At 65.1% G+C, this 20,539-nt stretch carries 17 protein-coding genes; 3 read left to right on the forward strand and 14 right to left on the reverse strand.

All coding sequences use genetic code 11. The features are described 5' to 3' along the window. Window positions 1–64: 64 nt before the first annotated feature. Window positions 65–1,603 (forward strand): ATP-dependent DNA helicase, encoded by a 1,539-nt coding sequence (locus tag F3W81_RS20385; protein WP_193081402.1) that lies wholly within the window; start codon window positions 65–67, stop codon window positions 1,601–1,603. Between the two features lie 166 nt (window positions 1,604–1,769). Here the strand turns inward: F3W81_RS20385 and F3W81_RS20390 are convergent, their stop codons facing one another. Next, on the reverse strand, window positions 1,770–2,645 hold the full coding sequence (locus F3W81_RS20390) for a 3-hydroxybutyryl-CoA dehydrogenase (protein ID WP_193081403.1): 876 nt from the start codon (window positions 2,643–2,645) through the stop codon (window positions 1,770–1,772). A gap of 157 nt (window positions 2,646–2,802) precedes the next feature. On the opposite strand from F3W81_RS20390, the gene F3W81_RS20395 reads away from it, so the two are divergent. Next, the gene (locus F3W81_RS20395) at window positions 2,803–3,651 is read left to right on the forward strand and encodes a DUF6473 family protein (protein WP_193081404.1); all 849 of its coding nucleotides are present in this window, start codon (window positions 2,803–2,805) and stop codon (window positions 3,649–3,651) included. 50 nt (window positions 3,652–3,701) lie between these two features. On the opposite strand, the gene F3W81_RS20400 is transcribed toward F3W81_RS20395, so the two are convergent. Together F3W81_RS20400 and F3W81_RS20405 are read right to left on the reverse strand one after the other, a co-directional pair. Next, window positions 3,702–4,628: an electron transfer flavoprotein subunit alpha/FixB family protein gene (locus tag F3W81_RS20400; protein WP_193081405.1), complete on the reverse strand. Its 927-nt coding sequence runs from the start codon at window positions 4,626–4,628 to the stop codon at window positions 3,702–3,704. Then, window positions 4,628–5,386 carry an electron transfer flavoprotein subunit beta/FixA family protein gene (locus F3W81_RS20405; protein WP_193081406.1) on the reverse strand — a complete coding sequence of 253 codons (759 nt, stop codon included), beginning with the start codon at window positions 5,384–5,386 and terminating at the stop codon, window positions 4,628–4,630. The genes F3W81_RS20400 and F3W81_RS20405 overlap by 1 nt, the downstream gene beginning before the upstream one ends. Before the next feature lie 358 nt (window positions 5,387–5,744). Between F3W81_RS20405 and F3W81_RS20410 the strand changes: the two genes are divergently transcribed. Further along, window positions 5,745–8,234 (forward strand): GcvT family protein, encoded by a 2,490-nt coding sequence (locus F3W81_RS20410; protein WP_193081407.1) that lies wholly within the window; start codon window positions 5,745–5,747, stop codon window positions 8,232–8,234. Window positions 8,235–8,259: 25 nt separating this feature from the next. On the opposite strand, the gene F3W81_RS20955 is transcribed toward F3W81_RS20410, so the two are convergent. The 11 genes from F3W81_RS20955 to F3W81_RS20460 all read right to left on the reverse strand — a co-directional run bounded on the left by F3W81_RS20955 (window position 8,260) and on the right by F3W81_RS20460 (window position 20,499). Further along, a complete protein-coding gene (locus F3W81_RS20955) occupies window positions 8,260–8,601 on the reverse strand; it encodes an HNH endonuclease (RefSeq protein ID WP_226941762.1) in 342 nt (113 codons plus the stop codon). Window positions 8,602–8,772: 171 nt separating this feature from the next. Beyond that, window positions 8,773–9,006 carry a hypothetical protein gene (locus F3W81_RS20960; protein WP_226941763.1) on the reverse strand — a complete coding sequence of 78 codons (234 nt, stop codon included), beginning with the start codon at window positions 9,004–9,006 and terminating at the stop codon, window positions 8,773–8,775. Window positions 9,007–9,166: 160 nt separating this feature from the next. Then, window positions 9,167–10,252, reverse strand: a complete 1,086-nt coding sequence (locus F3W81_RS20420) for an NAD(P)/FAD-dependent oxidoreductase (protein ID WP_193081409.1) — start codon at window positions 10,250–10,252, stop codon at window positions 9,167–9,169. 113 nt (window positions 10,253–10,365) lie between these two features. After that, the gene (locus tag F3W81_RS20425) at window positions 10,366–11,448 is read right to left on the reverse strand and encodes a BMP family ABC transporter substrate-binding protein (RefSeq protein WP_193084064.1); all 1,083 of its coding nucleotides are present in this window, start codon (window positions 11,446–11,448) and stop codon (window positions 10,366–10,368) included. A gap of 59 nt (window positions 11,449–11,507) precedes the next feature. Further along, window positions 11,508–12,428: an ABC transporter permease gene (locus F3W81_RS20430; RefSeq protein WP_193081411.1), complete on the reverse strand. Its 921-nt coding sequence runs from the start codon at window positions 12,426–12,428 to the stop codon at window positions 11,508–11,510. After that, window positions 12,428–13,510, reverse strand: a complete 1,083-nt coding sequence (locus F3W81_RS20435) for an ABC transporter permease (RefSeq protein WP_193081413.1) — start codon at window positions 13,508–13,510, stop codon at window positions 12,428–12,430. Before F3W81_RS20435 ends, F3W81_RS20430 begins: the two co-directional genes overlap by 1 nt. A gap of 81 nt (window positions 13,511–13,591) precedes the next feature. Beyond that, on the reverse strand, window positions 13,592–15,109 hold the full coding sequence (locus tag F3W81_RS20440; RefSeq protein ID WP_193081415.1) for an ABC transporter ATP-binding protein: 1,518 nt from the start codon (window positions 15,107–15,109) through the stop codon (window positions 13,592–13,594). Window positions 15,110–15,120: 11 nt separating this feature from the next. Next, the gene (gene xdhC, locus F3W81_RS20445; protein WP_193081417.1) at window positions 15,121–16,089 is read right to left on the reverse strand and encodes a xanthine dehydrogenase accessory protein XdhC; all 969 of its coding nucleotides are present in this window, start codon (window positions 16,087–16,089) and stop codon (window positions 15,121–15,123) included. Continuing rightward, window positions 16,082–18,511 carry a xanthine dehydrogenase molybdopterin binding subunit gene (xdhB, locus tag F3W81_RS20450; RefSeq protein WP_193081419.1) on the reverse strand — a complete coding sequence of 810 codons (2,430 nt, stop codon included), beginning with the start codon at window positions 18,509–18,511 and terminating at the stop codon, window positions 16,082–16,084. Before xdhB ends, xdhC begins: the two co-directional genes overlap by 8 nt. Further along, the gene (gene xdhA / locus F3W81_RS20455) at window positions 18,508–19,875 is read right to left on the reverse strand and encodes a xanthine dehydrogenase small subunit (protein WP_193081421.1); all 1,368 of its coding nucleotides are present in this window, start codon (window positions 19,873–19,875) and stop codon (window positions 18,508–18,510) included. Before xdhA ends, xdhB begins: the two co-directional genes overlap by 4 nt. 159 nt (window positions 19,876–20,034) lie before the next feature. Then, entirely contained in the window at window positions 20,035–20,499 is a 465-nt protein-coding gene (locus F3W81_RS20460) for an SRPBCC family protein (RefSeq protein ID WP_193081422.1), read from the reverse strand. Window positions 20,500–20,539 lie beyond the last annotated feature (40 nt).

The raw sequence follows: 20,539 nt of genomic DNA on the forward strand, positions 1-20,539 counted from the left end.
GCTTTTGCCACGCGGAGCCCGTATCCGTCTGGTGCTTTTTGCCCCCAGATAGTAGCGTCGCACCATGACTGTTCCGGCGCTTACATTTTCCCATGATCAGGCCGACGCCTTCGATCGTATCGCCGAGGCTCTGGCCGAAGCGGGCATCAATCTTGTCGAGGGCACGACCGCTCAGGCCCGGGACGGCAAAAGCCGGGTTCTGGCGGTGATCGGCAAGGCCGGCTCGGGCAAGACCCTGCTGCTCAGCGCCCTGGCCGAAGCCTGCGAGGCTGCGGGCCTCGCCATAGTATCGGGCGATTACGAACCCAAACGCGGCCGTGAGCGTCGCAGTCTGGCAATCCTTGCGCCCACCAACAAGGCCGCTTCGGTGCTGCGCCTGCGCGGCGTGCGCGCCACCACGATCCACCGCATCCTCTATACGCCGGTCTATGACCCGGAGTACGAAAAGGTCGCCGAATGGCTGGAAGGGCAGGGCGAGCGCCCCGTCGTCGAGGGTCTGACGGACGAGGCGATGGACCGTGCCAAACTGTTCTATGCGGGCAATAAATCGATCCCCGGGGCGCTTGCCGTGGCGGGCCTGCGCGGCTCTGACTTCATCACCGGCTGGAAGCGCCGCGATGACCCGCTCGACGTCGGCTTCGTCGACGAGGCTTCCATGCTCGACGAAAAGCAGTTCCAGGACCTCTGCGAGATCTTCCCGATCCTGATCATCTTCGGCGACCCGGCGCAGCTCGCCCCCGTCGGGCAATCCGGCGAGATGGTGTTTGAGACGCTGCCCGCCCCGGCCCAGCTGGTGCTGTCGCGCATCCACCGACAGGAGGCCGACAACCCGATCCTCGACCTCGCCCACGCCCTCGCCGACCCTCAGGTCGATTTCTACCGCTTCGAGCGGATGATCGAGGAAGCCGCGCAACGCGACGAACGCGTGGTCTGGGCACAGCGGGTCGAGGCAGGCCTGATGGCACGCTCGCCAGTCCTTGTCTGGCGCAACGCCACGCGCATCCGCCTGATCAACGCCTTCCGCTCCGTCCACGGCGCGCCGGAAGATGCGCTTCTGCCGGGGGAGCCGCTGATCTGTGACGGCATTGAACTGCCTCTGAAGCACCGCAAGAAACGCCAGGATCTTGAGGCACGCGGCCTGATCAAGGGCGCACAGGTCATCTACCTCGGCCCCGGCGCCAAACCCGGATTTTCGCGCCTGCACGTCGTCGGTGCCGAAAATCCGCAGGTTTCTGCGGCATCGATCGTCAAGATCGAAAAGCCGGACGAGGAAGAACCCTTCATCCCCTACGCCGCGCGCATGGGCGCGACCTTTTTGCATGGCGCCGCAGTGACGATCCACAAATCTCAAGGCAGCCAGTGGCCCGCAGTCCAGGTGTTCGCCCCCGACATCTATGCGGCTTCGCGCGCTGGTCGTGTCGAAGCGGGCCAGCCGCTGTGGAAACGGCTCGCCTATGTCGCCATCACGCGCGCCGAAAATCGCTTGCTCTGGGTGGTACGCAATCGGTTGTCGCGCCCTGACGAACCCCTCGGTGTCGCAGATCTACGCGCCCGCGAGGCGGCACCGCTGGAACTGACGCAGCCGGAATCCGAAGACCTCTGATCAAGGAAGTTTCGCTCAGCCTCGTACTGAGCCACGCAACAAGTGGGGGCTCTGCCCCCGCCAGGCTACGCCTGTCTCCCCCGAAGTATTTCCGGCAAGATGACACTGGAGCGCTGAGCTCTTCATCATCTTGCCTCAAATACTTCCGCCGGAGGCTTCTGCACTGTCAGCGGGTCGGAACCGGCGTCTCTCCGCGATAGTCGTAAAACCCACGGCCCGTCTTGCGGCCCAGCCAGCCGGCTTCCACGTATTTCGTCAGCAGGGGGCAGGGGCGGTACTTGGTGTCCGCCAACCCGTCGTGCAGCACATTCATGATGGCGAGGCATGTATCAAGGCCGATGAAGTCGGCCAGTTCCAGCGGGCCCATCGGGTGGTTCGCGCCGAGCTTCATTGATTCGTCGATGGACTTCACGTTTCCGACGCCCTCGTAAAGCGTGTAGACGGCCTCATTGATCATCGGCATCAGGATGCGGTTGACGATGAAGGCCGGGAAATCTTCCGCAGAAGCAGCTGTCTTGCCGATCTTTTCCACCACCGCCAGGCAGGCCTGATACGTCTCGGCATCGGTCGCAATGCCGCGGATCAGTTCGACCAGTTGCATCACCGGCACGGGGTTCATGAAGTGGAAGCCCATGAATTTCTCGGGCCGGTCCGTGCGGCTGGCCAGTCGGGTGATCGAGATCGAAGAGGTGTTCGAGGTCAGGATCGTCGTTGGCTTGAGGTGGGGCAGCAGGTCCTGAAAGATCGCTTCTTTCACGGTTTCGCGTTCCGTCGCGGCCTCGATGATCAGGTCGCAGGTGCCAAGGTCCGACAGCGTCTTGGTGGTCGAGATGCGGGCCATGGCGGCCGCCTTGTCTTCGGCGCTGAGCTTTTCGCGCTGCACCTGGCGGTCGAGGTTCTTGTTCACCAGCGCCACCGCGCGATCCAGCGCCTCCTGGTTGATATCGTTGAGCAGCACGTCATAGCCCGCAACCGCCAGCACATGTGCGATGCCGTTGCCCATCTGCCCTGCGCCGATGACGCCAATCTGCTTGATATCCACCTGAAACTCCTCTGTCTCTTGATGGGCGCAATGTGGACTGCTGGTGACATTGCCGCAAGGGCTCCCGTCCTGATCCTGATCATTTGTGCTGAATTTCCGGGTTAGCAATTTGGCAAGCTCTGCCCTGCAGATTGCCGGGGGGTGATGAGGTGGTGAGATGAGCTTTGATCAGATGGGCCGGGGCGGGCTTGCGTATGTCCCCTGTCGCTATGGCGCGTCACGGATGATGTTTCGCGGGCCGGCGCGGGCGTTGGACGGGGAGTATGTCGTCTGTCTTGGCGGGGCCGAGACCTATGGCAAATTCATCCCTGAGCCCTTCGCGGCGCGGGTCGAGGCCTGTCTGGGGCTGCCGGTGGTCAACCTTGGCTGGGCGAATGCCGGGGTTGACGCCTTTCTTGGCGATGGGGATCTGTTGCAGGTGGTGGCGGGGGCGCGGGCGGTGGTGATGCAGGTTCTGGGGGCGCAGAACCAGTCGAACCGCTTCTACGCCGTGCACCCGCGCCACAATGACCGCTTTCTGCAGGCCACGCCCGCGATGCGGCGGCTCTTTCCGGAGGTGGATTTTACCGAATTCCACTTTACCCGCCATCTGCTGCATACGCTCAACGCCGTCTCTGCCGTGCGCTTTGCCGAGGTGTGCGCCGACCTTCAGGCCGAATGGGGCGACCGGATGCGCCATCTGCTGGCCCGCATTCCCGCGCCGGTGGTACTGCTGTGGCTGGCCGATCAGCCGCCGGGAGCCGCGCCGCCCGGTCTGGGGCAGGAGCCGATGCTGGTCACCGGTGCGATGCTGGAGGCTCTGCGCGCGCATGTCGCCGGGATTGTGACAGCCGTGCCGGGGGCTGCGGCACTGGCCCAGGGCACACAAGGCATGGTCTTCTCGGCGATGGAGGCGCAGATGGCGGCGCAAGGCCTCCCGGTCGCCGCGCACGACATGGCAGCCGAGGCGCTGATCCCGGCCTTGCGCGCGCTGCTCGCATCAAGCGAAAAGGCCCGCCATTGCTGACGGGCCTTTCCAATCTCTGCAGGGCAGGGGGTGCCCTGCCGTGACGTGCCTTACAGCTTTTCGATCAGCTCGGGGACGGCGGTGAACAGATCCGCGACCAGGCCGAAATCGGCAACCTGAAAGATCGGCGCCTCTTCGTCCTTGTTGATCGCGACGATCACCTTGGAATCCTTCATCCCCGCAAGGTGCTGAATCGCGCCGGAAATCCCGACAGCGACATAGAGCTCCGGTGCGACGACCTTGCCGGTCTGGCCGACCTGCCAGTCGTTCGGGGCAAAGCCCGAATCGACTGCCGCGCGGGATGCGCCGACAGCCGCGCCCAGCTTGTCTGCCAGTTTCTCGATCAGCGCGAAGTCGTCTTTCGACCCGACGCCACGACCACCGGACACGACAATCCCGGCCGAGGTCAGCTCGGGGCGATCGCTGGCGGCAACCTTGTCCTCGACCCATTCCGACAGGCCGGGGTTTTCAGCGGCGCCGATGCTCTCGACCGAGGCCGAGCCGCCGTCGCCAGCCGCATCGAAGGTCGAGGTGCGGAAGGTGATGACCTTGGTCGCATCCGAGGATTTCACCGTCTGGATCGCGTTACCCGCGTAGATCGGACGCTCGAACGTGTCGGCGTCTATCACGGCGGTGACCTCGGACAGGACCATGACGTCCAGCAGGGCCGCAACGCGCGGCAGGATGTTTTTCGCGTCCGTCGTCGCGGGGGCGACGATGTGCGAATACTCCCCCGCCAGCGACACGATCAGCGCCGCAACGGGTTCCGCCAGGCGGTGACCATAGAGCGCATCTTCGGCGACCAGCACCTTGGAGACACCGGCGATCTTGGCGGCTTCGGCTGCAGCGTCGGCCGCCTTTTCGCCCGCGACCAGAACAGTCACGTCACCCAGCTTCGCGGCACCGGACACGGCCTTGGCGGTGGCGTCCATCGCCAGCACACCATCATTGACTTCGGCAAGCAGAAGAACGGCCATTACACGATCCCCTTCTCTTTGAGTTTGGCAACCAGTTCATCAACCGACTTGACGATGATGCCCGCGCTGCGGGTTTCCGGCTCGGAGGTCTTGACCACTTGCAGGCGCGGCGTCACGTCGACGCCCAGCTCTTCGGCGGTCTTCTCGTCCAGCGGTTTCTTCTTTGCCTTCATGATGTTGGGCAAGGAGGCATAGCGCGGTTCGTTCAGACGCAGATCGGCGGTGACGATCGCGGGCAGCTTGACCTTGACGGTCTGCAGGCCGCCGTCGACCTCACGGCTGACGGTGGCGAAATCGCCCTCGACATCCAGATCGTTGGCGAAGGTTGCCTGCGACCAGCCGAGCAGCGCGCTCAGCATCTGGCCGGTGGCGTTCATATCGTTGTCGATCGCCTGTTTGCCGGCGATGACCAGACCGGGCTGTTCGTCCCCGATGATCTTGGCGAGGATCTTGGCGACGGCCAGCGGTTCGATGTCCTGATGAACGTCGTCCGTGGCGATGACCAGAATGGCGCGATCCGCCCCCATGGCCAGCGCGGTCCGCAGGGTTTCCTGCGCCTGTTTGACGCCGATGGAGACGACGATGACTTCCTCAGCCTTGCCGGCCTCTTTCAGACGGATCGCCTCTTCGACGGCAATCTCGTCGAATGGGTTCATCGACATCTTCACATTGGCAAGATCGACCCCGCTGCCATCCGCCTTGACGCGAACTTTAACGTTATAGTCGATCACGCGTTTGACAGGCACCAGTACCTTCATCTGCGGTCACTCCCCTAGTTTTTTCCACTCTGCGATCTGTGCCGGATTCGGCGCAGATCAATCAGTCTCAGGCACTTTGATATAATCTTGCGCCCAGTCGTGACAGGACAAAACAGACTTTCCATAGCCTTGCAACGTCACGTTTTATTCCGTCATGCGGGGGTTATTCTGCAATGCGGCAGCATGATGCGCAACCCCTGTCTCTTGATGCGCGCCGCGCATGGCGGGCTGGCGCGCGCAAATCGCCGCCATTCTTGCGGCGCGTCGCATTCAGCGCGCATTGCGTCGGCTGGGCGGTGCGGAAATTTGCCATGGTGGTAAAGCTGGCGGCAGATCATCCAATCAGGAACCCTGCGTCATGAAATCCCACGTCAAAGCTCTCGTCGTCGGCGGCGGCGCCGTCGGCACCTCCATCGCCTATCACCTCGCGGCTGCGGGCTGGGATGACGTGATGCTGCTCGAACGCGATGAGCTGACCTCCGGCTCGACCTGGCACGCCGCCGGTCTGCTGCCGCTGTTCAACATGAGCTATGCGACGACCCATATCCACAAATACTCGGTCGAGTTCTACAAGTCGCTGGAGGCCGAGACGGGCCTGAACGCCGGTTTCTCCATCGTCGGCAACCTGCGCATGGCGCAGACGCAGGACCGCATGGATGAATACATGCTCTACGCCTCGACCGCCGAGACTGCTGGTGTCCCCTATGAGTGGCTGACGCCCGCGCAGATGAAATCCCGCTGGCCGCTGCTGAACACCGAAGACCTGAAGGGCGCGATCTTCCACCCCACCGACGGCTATATCAACCCCGCCGACGTCACCATGGCGATGGCCAAGGGGGCGCGTCAGCGCGGCGTGCTGATCGAGCGTAAATGGCAGGTCGACAGCTACACCTGGACCGGTTCGGAATGGCAGGTCGGCGTCACCAAGATGGTGGAAAAGGGCGGCAACCTTGTCGCCTCTGAGGAAACCGCGATCATCACCGCCGAACATGTCGTCACCGCCACCGGCAACCACGCACAGCGCACCGCGCGCCTGCTCGGTCTGAAAACCCCCGCGATCCCGGTCGAGCATCAGTTCATCGTGACCGAGCCTGATCCCGCCCTCGTCGAGTTCCGCAAGACCAACCCCGAACACCCGGTCCTGCGCGACGCCGACGCCAAATGGTACGTGCGCGAAGAACGCGGCGGCTGGATCCTCGGCCCGTATGAGCGCAACGCCCCCGCGCGCTTCCGCTACGGCGTGCCCGACAGCTTCCGCGCCGACCTCTTCCCCCTCGATCTGGAGCGGATCGAAGAGGAATACATGTCGATGATCCACCGCCTGCCGACCTCCGAAACGGTTGGCCTCAAGGACGATTTCAACGGCCCGATCTGCTACACCCCCGACGGCAACCCGCTGATCGGCCCCGCGCCCGGCCTGCGCAACATGTGGCTGGCCGAGGGGTTTTCCTTCGGGATCACCGCCGCGGGCGGCACCGGCTACTACCTCGCCCAGCTGATGACCCAGGGCGAGGCCGAGATCGACATGGCCTCCCTCGACCCCAAACGCTACGGCAGCTGGATGACCTCCGAATACGCCGTGCAGAAGAACGAAGAAGCCTATGAGCATGTCTTCGTCCTGCACCACCCCGATGAGGAGCGTGAGCGTGCCCGTGCCCTGCGCACCTCGCCCGCCTACGACCGCCAAGCGGCAAAAGGCGCGCAATTCGGCGCCGTCAACGGCTGGGACCGCCCGAACTACTACGCGCCGATGGGCTTTGACGACCACGCATCGCGCAGCTTCCGCCGTGGCGGCTGGTGGCAATACGCGGTGGAGGAAGCCAAGGCGATCCGCGAAACCGTCGGTCTGGTCGACGCCACCGCCTTCACCAAGCACGTCGTCAAGGGCCCCGGCGCGACCGCCTTCCTCGACTGGTTCACCTGCAACAAACTGCCGAAAGTCGGCCGCATCAACCTGACCTACGCGCTGACCTCCGCCGGGACGACCCGCACCGAATACACCATCGTGCGGATTTCCGAGGACAGTTATTACCTCGTCTCCGCCGGGGCATGGACGGCCTACGACGCCGACTTCCTGCGCAAAGCCGCCGAAGATAAAGCCCCCGAGTTCGGCTATATCGAGATCCAGGACGTCACCACCCAATGGGGCGTCTTCGCCATCGCAGGCCCGAAATCGCGCGAGCTGCTGAAATCGCTCATCTGCGACGCCGACCCCGAAACCGCCCTGTCGAACAAGCGCTTCCCTTGGCTCTCGGCGCGCGAGATCGAGCTTGGCATGGTCCCCGTCCGCGCCATCCGCGTCGCCTACACCGGCGAGCTGGGGTGGGAACTGCACCACCCGATCGAGATGCAGAACCACCTCTGGGACATGCTGTTGAAAGCAGGCGAACCGCTCGGCCTCAAACTCGTCGGTGCCCGCGCGCAAAACTGGCTGCGTCAGGAAAAATCCTACCGCGCCTTCGGCAACGAGCTTGGCCGCGACGCCACGCCTTTGGAGGCTGACCTTCCCCGCTTCGTCGACCTCACCAAGGACTTCCACGGCAAGGCGGCGATGGAGGCCACCGGCATCCGCTCCAAATGCGTCACCCTGCTGATCGACGGCCCCGCCGACGCCGATCCCTGGGGCCGCGAGGCGCTGTATGACGGGCCCTCCAAGGTCGGGCGTCTGACCTCGGGCGGCTACTCCGTCGCCTTCGGCAAGAGCATCGGCATGGGCTACGTCAAACCCGAACTTGCGGTGCCGGGCACCAAACTGAAGGTGAAGATGTTCGACCAGCTCTGGGACTGCGAGATCACCGAGGACAGCCCCTACGATCCGACCAACGCCAGGATCCGCGTCTCGGAATAAAGCACAGGGCGGGGGAGACCCCGCCCTAGGCCTGCCGCGCGTGAAACCTCTGGCGGTGCCGCTGCATCAGCGCAGGGTCAGGCAGCGAGCGTTCCGGCATGCTCAGCCGGTCACTGTCGACCCGCTGCAACTGGCGGCGCGCCTCGGGCGGGACATCCGCCGCGATCACCATGCGATAGTCATCGTCAAAGGTGATCAGATGCCGGTCAAACGCCCGGTCATGCAGCGCGTTCAGCGCAATGCCGTTGCGCGGGTTCACCCGGACACTCGCATCCTCGGCCCAGCCGACGATATGGCTCGCCGTGATCAGCCGTGCATCCTCGATCCCCGTCAGCGCGCAGCGGTTGCCGTAAGCGGTCAGGATCATCTCGCGGAAAAAGCTTTGCCCGATACGCTGGCGTACGGTCGCCGTGACGACGCGGTCCTGCCGCCCGGCAAAGGCCTCGGCCCGCTCTGCGAAGGTATTGGCTGGGGGCGCAGGGCTTTCCTGCCGCTCAAAGGCCAGAAGGACCTGCTCGGGATCGTTCAGGAACCGCGCTCAGACCCGCCTGTCGATGGCCGAGGCATTGGCCATGCCCTTTTGCGCCAAAGTCTCGTCCAGCGCGGCAAGGTTGGTCAGCTTCAGCGCCACCGCAGACGGCGTGCGCCCAAGCCGGGCCGCCAGCGCGATCACCTGCGGGTTGCGGCTGTGGAACTTGCCGAAGGCCAGCCGCAGGTACAGCGCCAGCGCCTCGGCCACCTCGGTTTCGCTCCAGTTGCGCCGCTCAGCCACCTCAGGTCTCCGCCCCGTTCGCGGCCAGCTTGCCAGGGCGGGGCAGGGGGTTCAAGACATGGTTAACGGCGCGGCGCATTAACCTTTACCGGGGGCGCCTGCGCCGCACCGACGTGATACCGACGCAATACCGCCCTGATACCGACCGTCGGAGTCGGCGTTAACCAAACCGCGCCGGGCTGAGCGCGGCAACCACGCTGGCGGGCAGCTCAGGGGCGTCTCCGGCCACCAGATCTGCGACCAGCTGCGACACCGCCAGCGCCGTCTGAAAGCCATAGCCGCCCTGCGCCGCGACCCAGACGAACTCCGGTACAGCGGCGTCGCGGCCCACCACCAGCGTGCGGTCGGGGGCAAAACTGCGCAGCCCCGCCCAGCTGTGTTCGACCCGGGTGACCTGCATCGTCACCATCGCCTCGAACCGCGCCAGCCCCTCGGCCAGCACCATGTCGTCGGCCCAGGAGTCCATCGGCTCCGAGGCATCCTCGTCCCCGGGCGAAACCAGCAACTTGCCCGCCTGTGGCTTGGCGTACCAGCCCTCGCCCACGGAATCGACAAAGGCCCAGGCGCTGCTGTCGAACCCCTCGGGCAGGGGCAGAACGGCCATGCTGCGCCGGAACGGCTGAATGCCCAAGGGCGTGATCCCGGCCATTTGCGCGACCCCGTCGGCCCAGGCCCCGGCGGCATTGACCAGCACCTGTGCGCGGTAGACCTGATCGCCGGCCTGCACCTCCCAGACGCCGGAGTGGCGGATCGCCGTGACCTCAGCGCCGGTCTCCACCACCGCGCCACCCGCCCGCGCCCGCTTCAGCGCGTTCTGGATCAGCAGGTCGGTGTCGATGTCGCTGGTGTCGTGGCGCACAGCAGCGTGGCTCACAACCGATTGATCGAGCAGAGGAAACAGCGGCAACGCCTGCTCCACCCCGATCCGCTCCAGCCCCAGATCTGCGGCCTCACCCGCGAAGCAGGCCGCATCCTCATCGCGTCCCAGCAGCAGCATCGGGCGCGGCGACAGCACGCCGCCATCGCGCGTCGCCAGCGGTTCGGCGCTGGCATCGTTCAGCGCGCGCACCACGGCATTGCCATAGTCCTGCAGGAACATCGCGGCCGAACGCCCCGAGGCGTGATAGGCCAGCTGGCGTTCGCGCTCCAGCACCCGAACCGAGCCATGTGGCGCCAGATCGGCGGCGGCGGTGATGCCGGCCACGCCGCCGCCGATGATCAGCATATCCGTGTAATTTTCGCTCATGCGCGGCATCCTTGCACAGGCCCGCCGCGTGAAACAGGCCCCGTCGCGTGAAAAAGCCCCGCCGGACATCTGTCCCGCGGGGCCCTTTAGTGGATGGGCGATAGGCCCGATCCTTAGTTCGGCAGCTCGGCGTCGATACCTTCGACGTAGAAGTTCATGCCGGCCAGCGTGCCGTCATCGGCGGTCTCGCCCTCGGCCAGCCAGTCAGAGCCGTCCTGCTTTTTCAGCGGGCCGGTGAAGGGGTGGTATTCACCGCTCTCGATCGACGCCTGCAGGGCTTCGGCCTCGGCCTTGACTTCAGCCGGAACGGCCGAGGTGATCTCGCCGATGCCGACCATGCCGGTGTTGATGCCTTCCCAGACGTTGTGGCTTTCCCAGGTGCCATCCATCACGGCCTTGACGCGCGAGGTGTAGTAGGGCTCCCAGTTGTCGATGATCGAGGAGACGCGCGGCGACGGCGCGTATTCGATCATGTCACCCGCCTGACCGAAGCCGATGACGTTGCCCGCATCGCGGGCCGCTGCCAGAGGCGCGGTGGAGTCGGTGTGCTGGAAGATCACGTCAGCGCCCTGTTCGATCAGGGTGCGCGCCGCGTCGGCCTCTTTCGCCGGGTCCATCCAGGTGTAGAGCCAGATGACCTTGAACTGGACGTCCGGGTTCACCTTCTTGGCGTGGATATAGGACGAGTTGATGCCGCGCACGACTTCGGGGATCGGCACCGACGCGATATAGCCGATGATGTTGCTCTTGGTCATGCGGCCCGCAATGGTGCCCATGACGGCGCGGCCTTCATAAAAACGTGCCGAATAGGCCGAGACGTTCGGAGCCGTCTTGTAGCCGGTCGCATGTTCGAACTTCACGTTCGGGAACTTGGCGGCGACGTTGATCGTCGGGTCCATGTAGCCAAAGGAGGTCGTGAAGATCAGGTCCGCCCCCTCCAGCGCCATCTGGGTCATCGCGCGCTCAGAATCCGGGCCCTCGGCCACGTTTTCCTGATAGACCATGTCAACCTTGTCGGCGCCGATGGTCTCGACCATCTTCAGGGCGCTCTCGTGGTGGTGCTGGGTCCAGCCGCCATCGTTGATCGGGCCGACGTAGACAAAGCCGACCTTGACCTTGTCGTCCTGTGCCCAGGCGCCGGTGGCAGCCAGGCCAAGCGCCATGGCGGTGCCTGCAAGAAAGCTTCTTTTCTTCATTTTCATGATGTTCTCCCCATTAGAATGACGGCGTTTTGCCGCCCGAGTTTTGTGCGGCCTCATTGGGCCGCGTGGAACGTCTTGCCGAGCGAGGCCGGAGAGGCGCTGCGGCGGTTGGACATGATCACCAGAACGATGATCGTGATCAGGTAGGGTGACATGGAAAGGTATTCGACGGGAATCGCAATACCTGCCGCCTGCAGATTAAGCTGCAACACGGTGACACCGCCAAAAAGATAGGCACCCAGCAGCACGCGCCAGGGCTTCCAGCTGGCAAAGACCACCAGAGCGAGGGCGATCCAGCCGACACCGGCGGTCATGCCTTCGGTCCATTGCGGCACGCGCACCAGACTGACATAGGCCCCGCCGACCCCGGCGCAGGCCCCGCCGAACATGATCGCCAGCACCCGGATCCGCACCACCTTGTAGCCGAGCGCATGGGCCGCCTCGTGGTTTTCGCCCACGGCGCGCAGCACCAGCCCGGCGCGGGTGTATTTCAGGAACAGCCAGACCAGCACCACCAGAAGGATGCCGAAATAGACCACCATATCGTGGCGGAACAGGATCGGCCCAAGCACGGGAATATCGCTCAGCAGCGGGATGTTCAGCTTGGGAATGACCGGCGGCTTGATCCCGACATAGCCCTGACCGATCAGCGACGACAGGCCCAGCCCGAACAGCGTCAGCGCCAGACCACTGGCCACCTGATTGGCCAGCGCCACCTGCGTCAGCAGGGCAAACAGCAGCGACAGCCCCGCGCCCCCCACCGCCGCCGCAACAAAGCCCACGGCGGGCGAGCCACTGTGCACCGCGGCGGCAAAGCCGATGATCGCCCCGGTGATCATCATCCCCTCGACCCCAAGGTTCAGCACCCCGGCGCGTTCGACGATCAGCTCTCCCAAGGCCGCGATCATCACGGCCGTGGCCGCCACCATCAGCGAGGCCAGCAGCAGGATCGGATTGATTGCGCTCAGATCCATCACGCCACCTCCCTCTTGGTCATCTTGATACGGTAATTCGTCAGCACATCGACGGCGAGCAGGAAGAACAGCAGCATCCCCTGCACCATCTGGATGGCGGCCGCCGGCAGCTGCAACCGGCTCTGCGCCACGTCGCCGCCGATATAGGTCAGCGCCATCAGCAGCCCCGCCAGAATGATGCCTACGGGATGCAAACGCCCCAGAAAGGCGACGATGATCGCGGTAAAGCCATACCCGACGTTGAAGCTGAGGGTGATCTGTCCCGAGGGGCCCGCCACCTCGAACATCCCCGCCATGCCCGCAAGTGCTCCGGCCACGCCCATGCAGATCAGCACCAGCCGCGCCGGTTTCACACCCGAGAACTTCGCCGCCCGTGGTGCCTCTCCGGTCAGACGGATCTGAAAGCCCAGGATATGCCGGTTCAGCAGGATATAGCTGAAGATCGCCGCGATAAACGCCGCCGCCACGCCCCAGTGCATGCCCGTCCCGGCAATCAGCTCACCGTTGAAGGCCGCCGGATACTGCTGCAGATTGCGCGATCCCGGAAAGCCATAGCCTTCGGGGTTCTTCATCAGCCCCAGTGCCATCGAGGCCAGCAACTGCTCGGCGACATAGACCAGCATCAGCGACACGAGGATCTCGTTGGTGCCGAATTTCACCTTCAGGATCGCCGGGATCATCGCCCAGGCCCAGCCCCCCAGTGCCCCCGCGATCACCATCAGCGGAAAGATGTACCAGGCGTCAAGCGGATAGAAGGCCAGCGCCACCCCCGCGCCACAAATGGCGCCGATGATATACTGCCCCTCGGCGCCGATGTTCCAGATCCCGGCACGAAACCCCAGGCTCAGCCCCAGCGCGATCAGGATCAGCGGTCCACCTTTCACCAGCAACTGCGGGCGATAATAACTGGCAAACTCGCCAAACAGCGGCTCCCAGAAGATCGTGCGGATCGCCACGACCGGATCCTTGCCAAGGGCGGCAAACAGCAGCCCCCCCGCAATCATCGTCACGATCACTGCCAGCACCGGCGTGATATAAGACAGCGCCTTGGACGGCTGCGGCCGTTTCTCCAGCGTCAGCATCCCGCGCGCCCCCCAAACTTCTTCTTGCTCATCATATTCCCGCCGGAGGCTCCCGCCGCCTCAGCCCGCGCACAGATGCGATCACGCATGCGCCACCTCCAGCCCGTGCGCGCCGCCCATCATCAGGCCGATCTCTTCCATGCTCAGCCCCTTGGCGGGCCGGATCTCCGACAGACGCCCCTCGTTCAGCGCCGCGAAATTGTCCGCAACCTCCATCAGCTCGTCCAGATCCTGGCTGATCACCACGATCGCCGCGCCACCCACGGCCAGGTCCAGCAAGGCCTGCCGGATCACCGCCGCAGCCGAGGCATCGACCCCCCAGGTCGGCTGGTTCACCACCAGCACATCTGGGCGTTGCATGACCTCGCGGCCAATGACGAATTTCTGCAGGTTGCCCCCGGAAAGCGCCCGCGCTGCCGTCTCCGGCCCCGGGGTGCGCACATCGAAACGCTTGATGATCGCCTCGGCAAAGCTCTTCGCCTTGCCCCATTTCAGAAACCCGTTCTGCATCAGCGCTTCGCGCTCGGCGCCGGTCAGCAGGGCGTTCTCGGTCAGGCTCATATTCGGCGCCGCCGCATGGCCCAGACGTTCCTCGGGCGCCGTCAGCAACCCCATCTTGCGCCGCGCGCCGGGGCCCTTGGCACCGATCTCGGCGCCATCCAGCACCACCATCCCCGGTTTCGCCAGAATCTCGCCGGCCAGCGCCGCCAGCAGCTCGTCCTGACCGTTGCCAGCCACTCCCGCCAGCCCCAGTACCTCGCCCGCACGCACCTCGAGCGAGATGTCCTTCAGCGACGTCCCGAACTGCCCCGGCGATGTCACCGACAGCCCGCGCAGCGCCAGCCGCACCGCGCCTGGCACCGTCGCCGCGCGCTCGGGGCGGTGCAGCTCGCTGCCCACCATCAGCTCGGCCATCTGCGCGGCAGAGGTGTCGCGCGGCACGCAGGTGCCGACCTTCTTGCCCAGACGCAGGATCGTCGCCTCGTCACACAAGGCCCGGATCTCCTCCAGTTTGTGCGAGATATAGAGGATCGAGGTCCCCTCGGCCTTCAGCTTGCGCAGGGTGGCGAACAGGATCTCCACCTCCTGCGGCGTCAGCACCGAGGTCGGCTCGTCCATGATCAGCAGCTTCGGGTCCTGCAGCAGGCAGCGGATGATCTCGACCCGCTGACGTTCGCCCGCCGACAGATCGCCGACGATCTTCCACGGATCCAGCGGCAAGCCATACTGTTCGGAGACATCGGTGATCTTCGCCGCCAGCTCACTGGTTTTCGGAGGGTTCGCCATCCCGAGCGCGACATTCTCCGCCACGTTCAGCGCGTCAAACAGCGAAAAGTGCTGAAACACCATCGCCACGCCAGCGGCGCGCGCCGCCTGCGGCTCAGCCGGGGTATATTCGCGCCCCTGCAGTACCATGTGGCCGCTGTCGGGCTTCACCAGCCCGTAAATCATCTTGACCAGCGTCGATTTCCCGGCGCCGTTTTCCCCCAGCAGAGCATGCACTTCGCCCGGCTCGATATCGAAGGACACGTCGCTGTTGGCGACCACGCCCGGATAGGCCTTCGTCAGGCCCCTGATTGAAAGAAGTTTCCCCGTCACCCTACCGTTCCCTATCCGCCATCGCGGCTCTTCTTGGCCTGTACGGCCTTGTTGACCTCTCCGGGCCTTGATGCGTCTTGTCGCGCCGATTGCCTCAGTAGCGCAGCGGCTACGCCCACGGCAATCTCTTGCGGATGTTTGCCGAGCTCCGGTGCGCCAATCGGGCAGTCGATGCTCGCAATACGGGCAGGATCATGGCCCATGCCCGCCAGCCGTTTGCGAAACCGCGCCCACTTGCTGGCGGACCCGATCAATCCACAGCGCGCAAACCCGCGCCCCAACAGGGTATCACACAGCGCCAGATCCAGCGCATGGGAATAGGTCAGGATCAGATGCTCCGCCGCGCGCGGCGCATGCGCCGCCAACAGCGCCGGATCGACAGCGGGCAGCATCGTCACCCCTTCCGGAATCACCTCGGGAAACCGCCCCGCCCCGGTATCGACCCATGTGATCGCAAAGCCGGGCAGGGGCGCCAGCACGGCGACGATCGCCCGCCCGACATGCCCCGCACCCCAGACCCAGACCTCGCGGCTCGGGCGCGCCACCGGCTCGACCATCCAGCCCTCGATCAGCTGCGCGCGCGGCAGATTGCCGGACCGCGCCCCCGCCAGCACCCGCTTGACGGCAAAGGGCATATCACCCGCCCCCCGCGCAATCACAACCTCATCCAACGCCGCCACCCGCACGGAGTCGTAAACCTCATAAAGCAGCGTCACCGCCCCGCCACAGCATTGCCCCAGATCGGGCCCGAGGGCGCGTTTTTCGAGCCGGTCCGCGTCCGCCCCCAGCATCTCCCGCGCCCGCAGCATCGCCTCATGCTCCAGCGTGCCGCCGCCGATGGTGCCCTGAAACAGGGTCTCGCCCACCAGCATCGCCGCGCCCGCCTCCCGGGGAACCGAGCCGCGCGTCTGCGCCACGACCACCCGTACGACGCGGCCCGCCTGCGCCACGGCGCTGCGCAGGCCGACCAGATCAAACACCGCGCACCCGCTTTACAGCGGCCAACACCCTCTCGGGCGTCGCCGGGGCATCCAGCGCCGGATAGGCAGTGCCGCAGGCTGCCACCGCATCCGACAGCGCCATCAGGGCCGAAACACCATGCATGAACGGCGGCTCCCCCACGGCTTTCGAGCGATAGATCGTCGCCGCCGGGTTCGGCTCATCCCACAGATCGACGTTGAACACCCGAGGCCGGTCGCCACAGGCCGGGATTTTGTAGGTCGAGGGCGCATGGGTGCGCAGTTGCCCCTTGCCGTCCCAGACCAGCTCCTCCGTGGTCAGCCAGCCCGCCCCTTGCACATAGCCGCCCTCAATCTGCCCGATATCAATCGCCGGGTTCAGGCTGCTGCCCGCGTCATGCAGAATATCGGCGCGCAGAATGCGGTACTCCCCGGTCAGCGTGTCAACCACCACCTCGGTCAGGGCCGCGCCATGGGCAAAGTAGAAGAACGGCCGCCCCGCCCCCCTGATCCGGTCCCAGGCGAGGTCCGGCGTCTTATAATGCCCGGTGGCCGACAGGCTCACCTGAGCTTCATAAGCCAGCTGCGCAGCCTTCGCGAAGGTCATCTCATTGCCCCCCGCCAGCACCATGCCACCCTCAAAACGCACGGTCTCCACGGCCACCTGATGCAGCTCCGCCACCACGCCGGCAATCCGGTCGCGTATGGTGTCGCAGGCCGCCTGTACCGCCATCCCGTTCAGATCGGTCCCGCTCGAGGCCGCCGTGGCCGAGGTATTCGGCACCTTCGCCGTATCCGTCGCGGTGATCTTCACGTCGCCCAGATCAATCCCGAACCGGCTCGCCGCCACCTGCGCAACCTTCAGGAACAACCCCTGTCCCATCTCCGTCCCACCATGGTTCAGATGCACCGAGCCGTCCTGATACACATGCACCAAAGCCCCCGCCTGATTGAGATGCGTCAGCGTGAACGAGATCCCGAACTTCACCGGCGAAAACCCAAGGCCCTTCTTCAGCACCGGATGGCTGTCATTCCACTCATCAACCGCCGCCCGCCGCGCCGCATAGTCCGACGTCTCCAGGAACCGCTCCGTCAACCGCCCCAGCAGAAAGTCGACAACCTCCTGCCCATACGGTGTCGTCTGTCCGCCTTTCGCTTTGACAGCCGCACCCTCCACCGGAAACGCCCCCGCCGCCCCACGCGAGGTCACATCTTCCTGTGTTTCCCTGTTGGAAATATCCCGGGGGAGCGGCTCTGCCGCGGGGGCAGCGCCCCCGACGACACCGCCCACAGGCGCATCCGCATAATAGTTCACCTGCCGCACCTTCACCGGGTCCAGCCCCAGTTCATGCGCGATATGATCCACCACCCGCTCGATCCCGACGACGCCCTGCGGCCCGCCGAACCCGCGATAAGCGGTGGCCGAGCACATATTGGTCTTCAGCCGATGACTCTCAATCCGCGCATTCTCCAGCAGATAGGCGTTGTCCGCATGCAGCATCGCGCGGTCCGCAACGGCCAAGGACAGGTCCTGGCTCCACCCACACCGGGTATATTGCACGAAATCAACACCATGGATACGGCCCGTCTCGTCGAAGCCCACCGCATAATCGATCCGGAAATCATGCCGCTTGCCGGTGATGATCATGTCGTCATCGCGGTCATAGCGCATCTTCGCAGGCCGTCCGGTCTGGCGCGCCACCACGGCGCAGGCCACGGCGAGCGGGTTGCCCTGGCTCTCCTTGCCGCCGAAGCCACCGCCCATACGACGCGTCTCGACGCGCACCGCATGCATCGGCTTGCCGATTGCCTCGGCCACCTTATGCTGGATCTCGGTCGGGTGCTGGGTGGAGGAGGAGACGATCATGTCGCCGCCCTCCTGCGGCATCGCCAGCGCGGCTTGCCCCTCCAGATAGAAATGCTCCTGACCGCCCATCTCGATCCGACCCGTCAGGCGTTTCGGCGCCGCAGCGATCGCCGCCGCCGCGTCGCCCTTGGCGTAAACTCGCGGACCTTCCTCGAACCGGCTGTCAGCGGCCAGCGCCGCCTCGATCGTCAGGATCGGCTCTTCCTCGTCAAACGCCATCACCGCCTGACGCGCGGCAAAGCGTGCCGCATGATGACTGGTCGCAGCCACCAGAAAGATCGGCTGACCGACAAAGTTCACACGCTCCACCGCCAGCAGCGGCTCATCATGGGCCCCGGCCGAGGTGTCGTTCTCGAACGGCAGATCCGCCGCCAGCAGCACCGCCACCACACCCGGCGCCACGCGCACGGGGTCAAGGTCCAGCGAGGTGATCACGCCGCGCGCAACGGGCGAGACGCCGAACGCCAGATGCAGGCAGTTCGCCGGCGTCGGGATATCGTCGATATAGCGCGCCTCGCCGGTCACATGCAGACGGGCGGCGTCGTGGGGCAGGGGTTTGCGCACCTGGTCGTTCATGCCGAAACCTCCGCAATATCCGTGACTTCGCCCATGTCGGCCAGCAGGTAGCGCGCGAACATGCCGCGCGCGCCCTCCAACCGATAGGCTGCCGAGGCCCGCATGTCCGAGAGCGGCTGAAAGTCCTGCGCCCATGCGTCCTGCGCCAGCCCCAGAATGCTCTCGTCCCACAGCTGCCCGGTGATCGCCGCCTCGACAGCCGTCGCACGTTTCGGCGTCGCCGCCATACCCCCAAAGGCAATCCGGGCAGAGGCCACGCGTCCGCCTTCAACCACGATATTGAAGCAGCCACAGACAGCCGAGATATCTTGATCCAGCCGCTTGCTCAGCTTGTAGGCCGCGATCCGGTCCGCCTGCCGTGGAAAGCTCACCGCCTCGACGAACTCGCCCGGCTGACGGTCCTGCTTGCCGTAGGCGACAAAGAAGTCCTCCAGCGGCAGCGAGCGCCGCACGTCGCCACGCCGCAGATGCAGCACCGCACCAAGCGCGATCAGCGCCGGCGGGCTGTCCCCGATGGGCGAGCCGTTGGCGATATTGCCCCCGACGGTCGCGGCATTCCTCACCTGAACCGAGCCAAACCGGCGCAGCATACCGGCCAGACCGGGATGCAGCGGCGCAATCGCCGCCAGAAAATCCGTCAGCGAGGTCATCGCGCCAACGCGGATCTCGCCCTCGCCAATCTCGACGCCCTTGAGGTCCGAGCAGCGGTTCAGAAACGCCACTTCGCCCAGGTCCCGCATGCCCTTGGTGACATGCAGCCCCAGATCGGTAGCCCCCGCGATCAGCGTCGCCTCCGGGTGATCGACATACCACGCCGCCAGCGCATCGGCGCTGCGCGGCTGGAACGGGCCAGAGCCCTCAGCCTCATCGGGCATCACAAAGGTCTTGGGCAGATGCGCCGGGGCGGGGTGGGCAAAGGCTTCTTCGGCGGCGCGGATGATCGGCGCATAGCCGGTGCAGCGGCAGAGGTTGCCCGCCAGCGTCAGGTCATGCGCGTCCGAGCCTGCCAGATGCGCCGTCGCCAGCGACATGGTGATGCCCGGCGTGCAGAAGCCGCATTGCGAGCCGTGCTTGTCGATCATCGCCTGTTGCACCGGATGCAGCGCGTCGCCCTGCTTTAGCCCCTCGACGGTGGTGACAGCGCGGCCCTGAAGCTGGGGCAGGAACAGGATGCAGGCGTTCAGGGCGCGCGGCCCGTCCTCGCCGGTGACCATCACCGTGCAAGCGCCACAATCGCCCTCGTTACAGCCTTCCTTGGTGCCGGTCAGCCCGCGCTCGGTGCGCAGCCAGTCCAGCAGAGTGGTCGTCGCGTGTACATCCGGGATGTCCACGCGTTCTCCGTTCAGGTGAAAGGAGAGTGTCATATGCTATCATCCGCCGCGTTACCCTTGGCGCCCTGAATGCTTTCCCGATGCGGCGTAAGAAAAGCGGCGTTATATATTTCTTTTGTCCTAAAAAACCCTGTGGCCCGCGGCTTGGCAAGCCCCCGTAAACTGCAACGGCAACCAATTGGACAAAAAGGCCTATCCGCTAATCTTTTTTGCCAGATCCGACAGTTGATTTGCCGCCGCGCCCCAGCCTTCGTGAAACCCCATCTCTTCGTGGCGGGCGCGTTCCTCGGAACTGGCATGCAGCAGCATCGCGCTGTAGCGCGTGCCGGCCGCCACCGCATCAAAGGTGACGATGGCGGTCATGAAGCCTGCGCCGGTCGGGCGAAACCCCGCCCCAAGCGCGTCGGTAAAGCTCAGCAAACGCCCCGGGTCCGCCGCCAGAACACAGCCTTCCGAGGCGATCTCGGTGCCATCGGGCAGGCGCATCTTGGTGTAGAATCGCCCGCCGCTGCGCGGCTCGATCACCGCCTCGACGGTTTCCACGGGGGCTGGTGTGAACCACTGCATCAGCAGCGCCGGATCGGTCCAGCAGCGCCAGACCGCATCGGGGCTGGCGGGAATCGTGCGGGTCAGATGCAGGTCCAGATCAGATGTCATCAGCTTGGGCTTTCTGTTGCGCGCGCACACGCCTGAGGAG

It is taken from the genome of Pseudooceanicola spongiae, assembly GCF_014899185.1.
Taxonomy (GTDB): Bacteria; Pseudomonadota; Alphaproteobacteria; order Rhodobacterales; family Rhodobacteraceae; genus Pseudooceanicola; species Pseudooceanicola spongiae.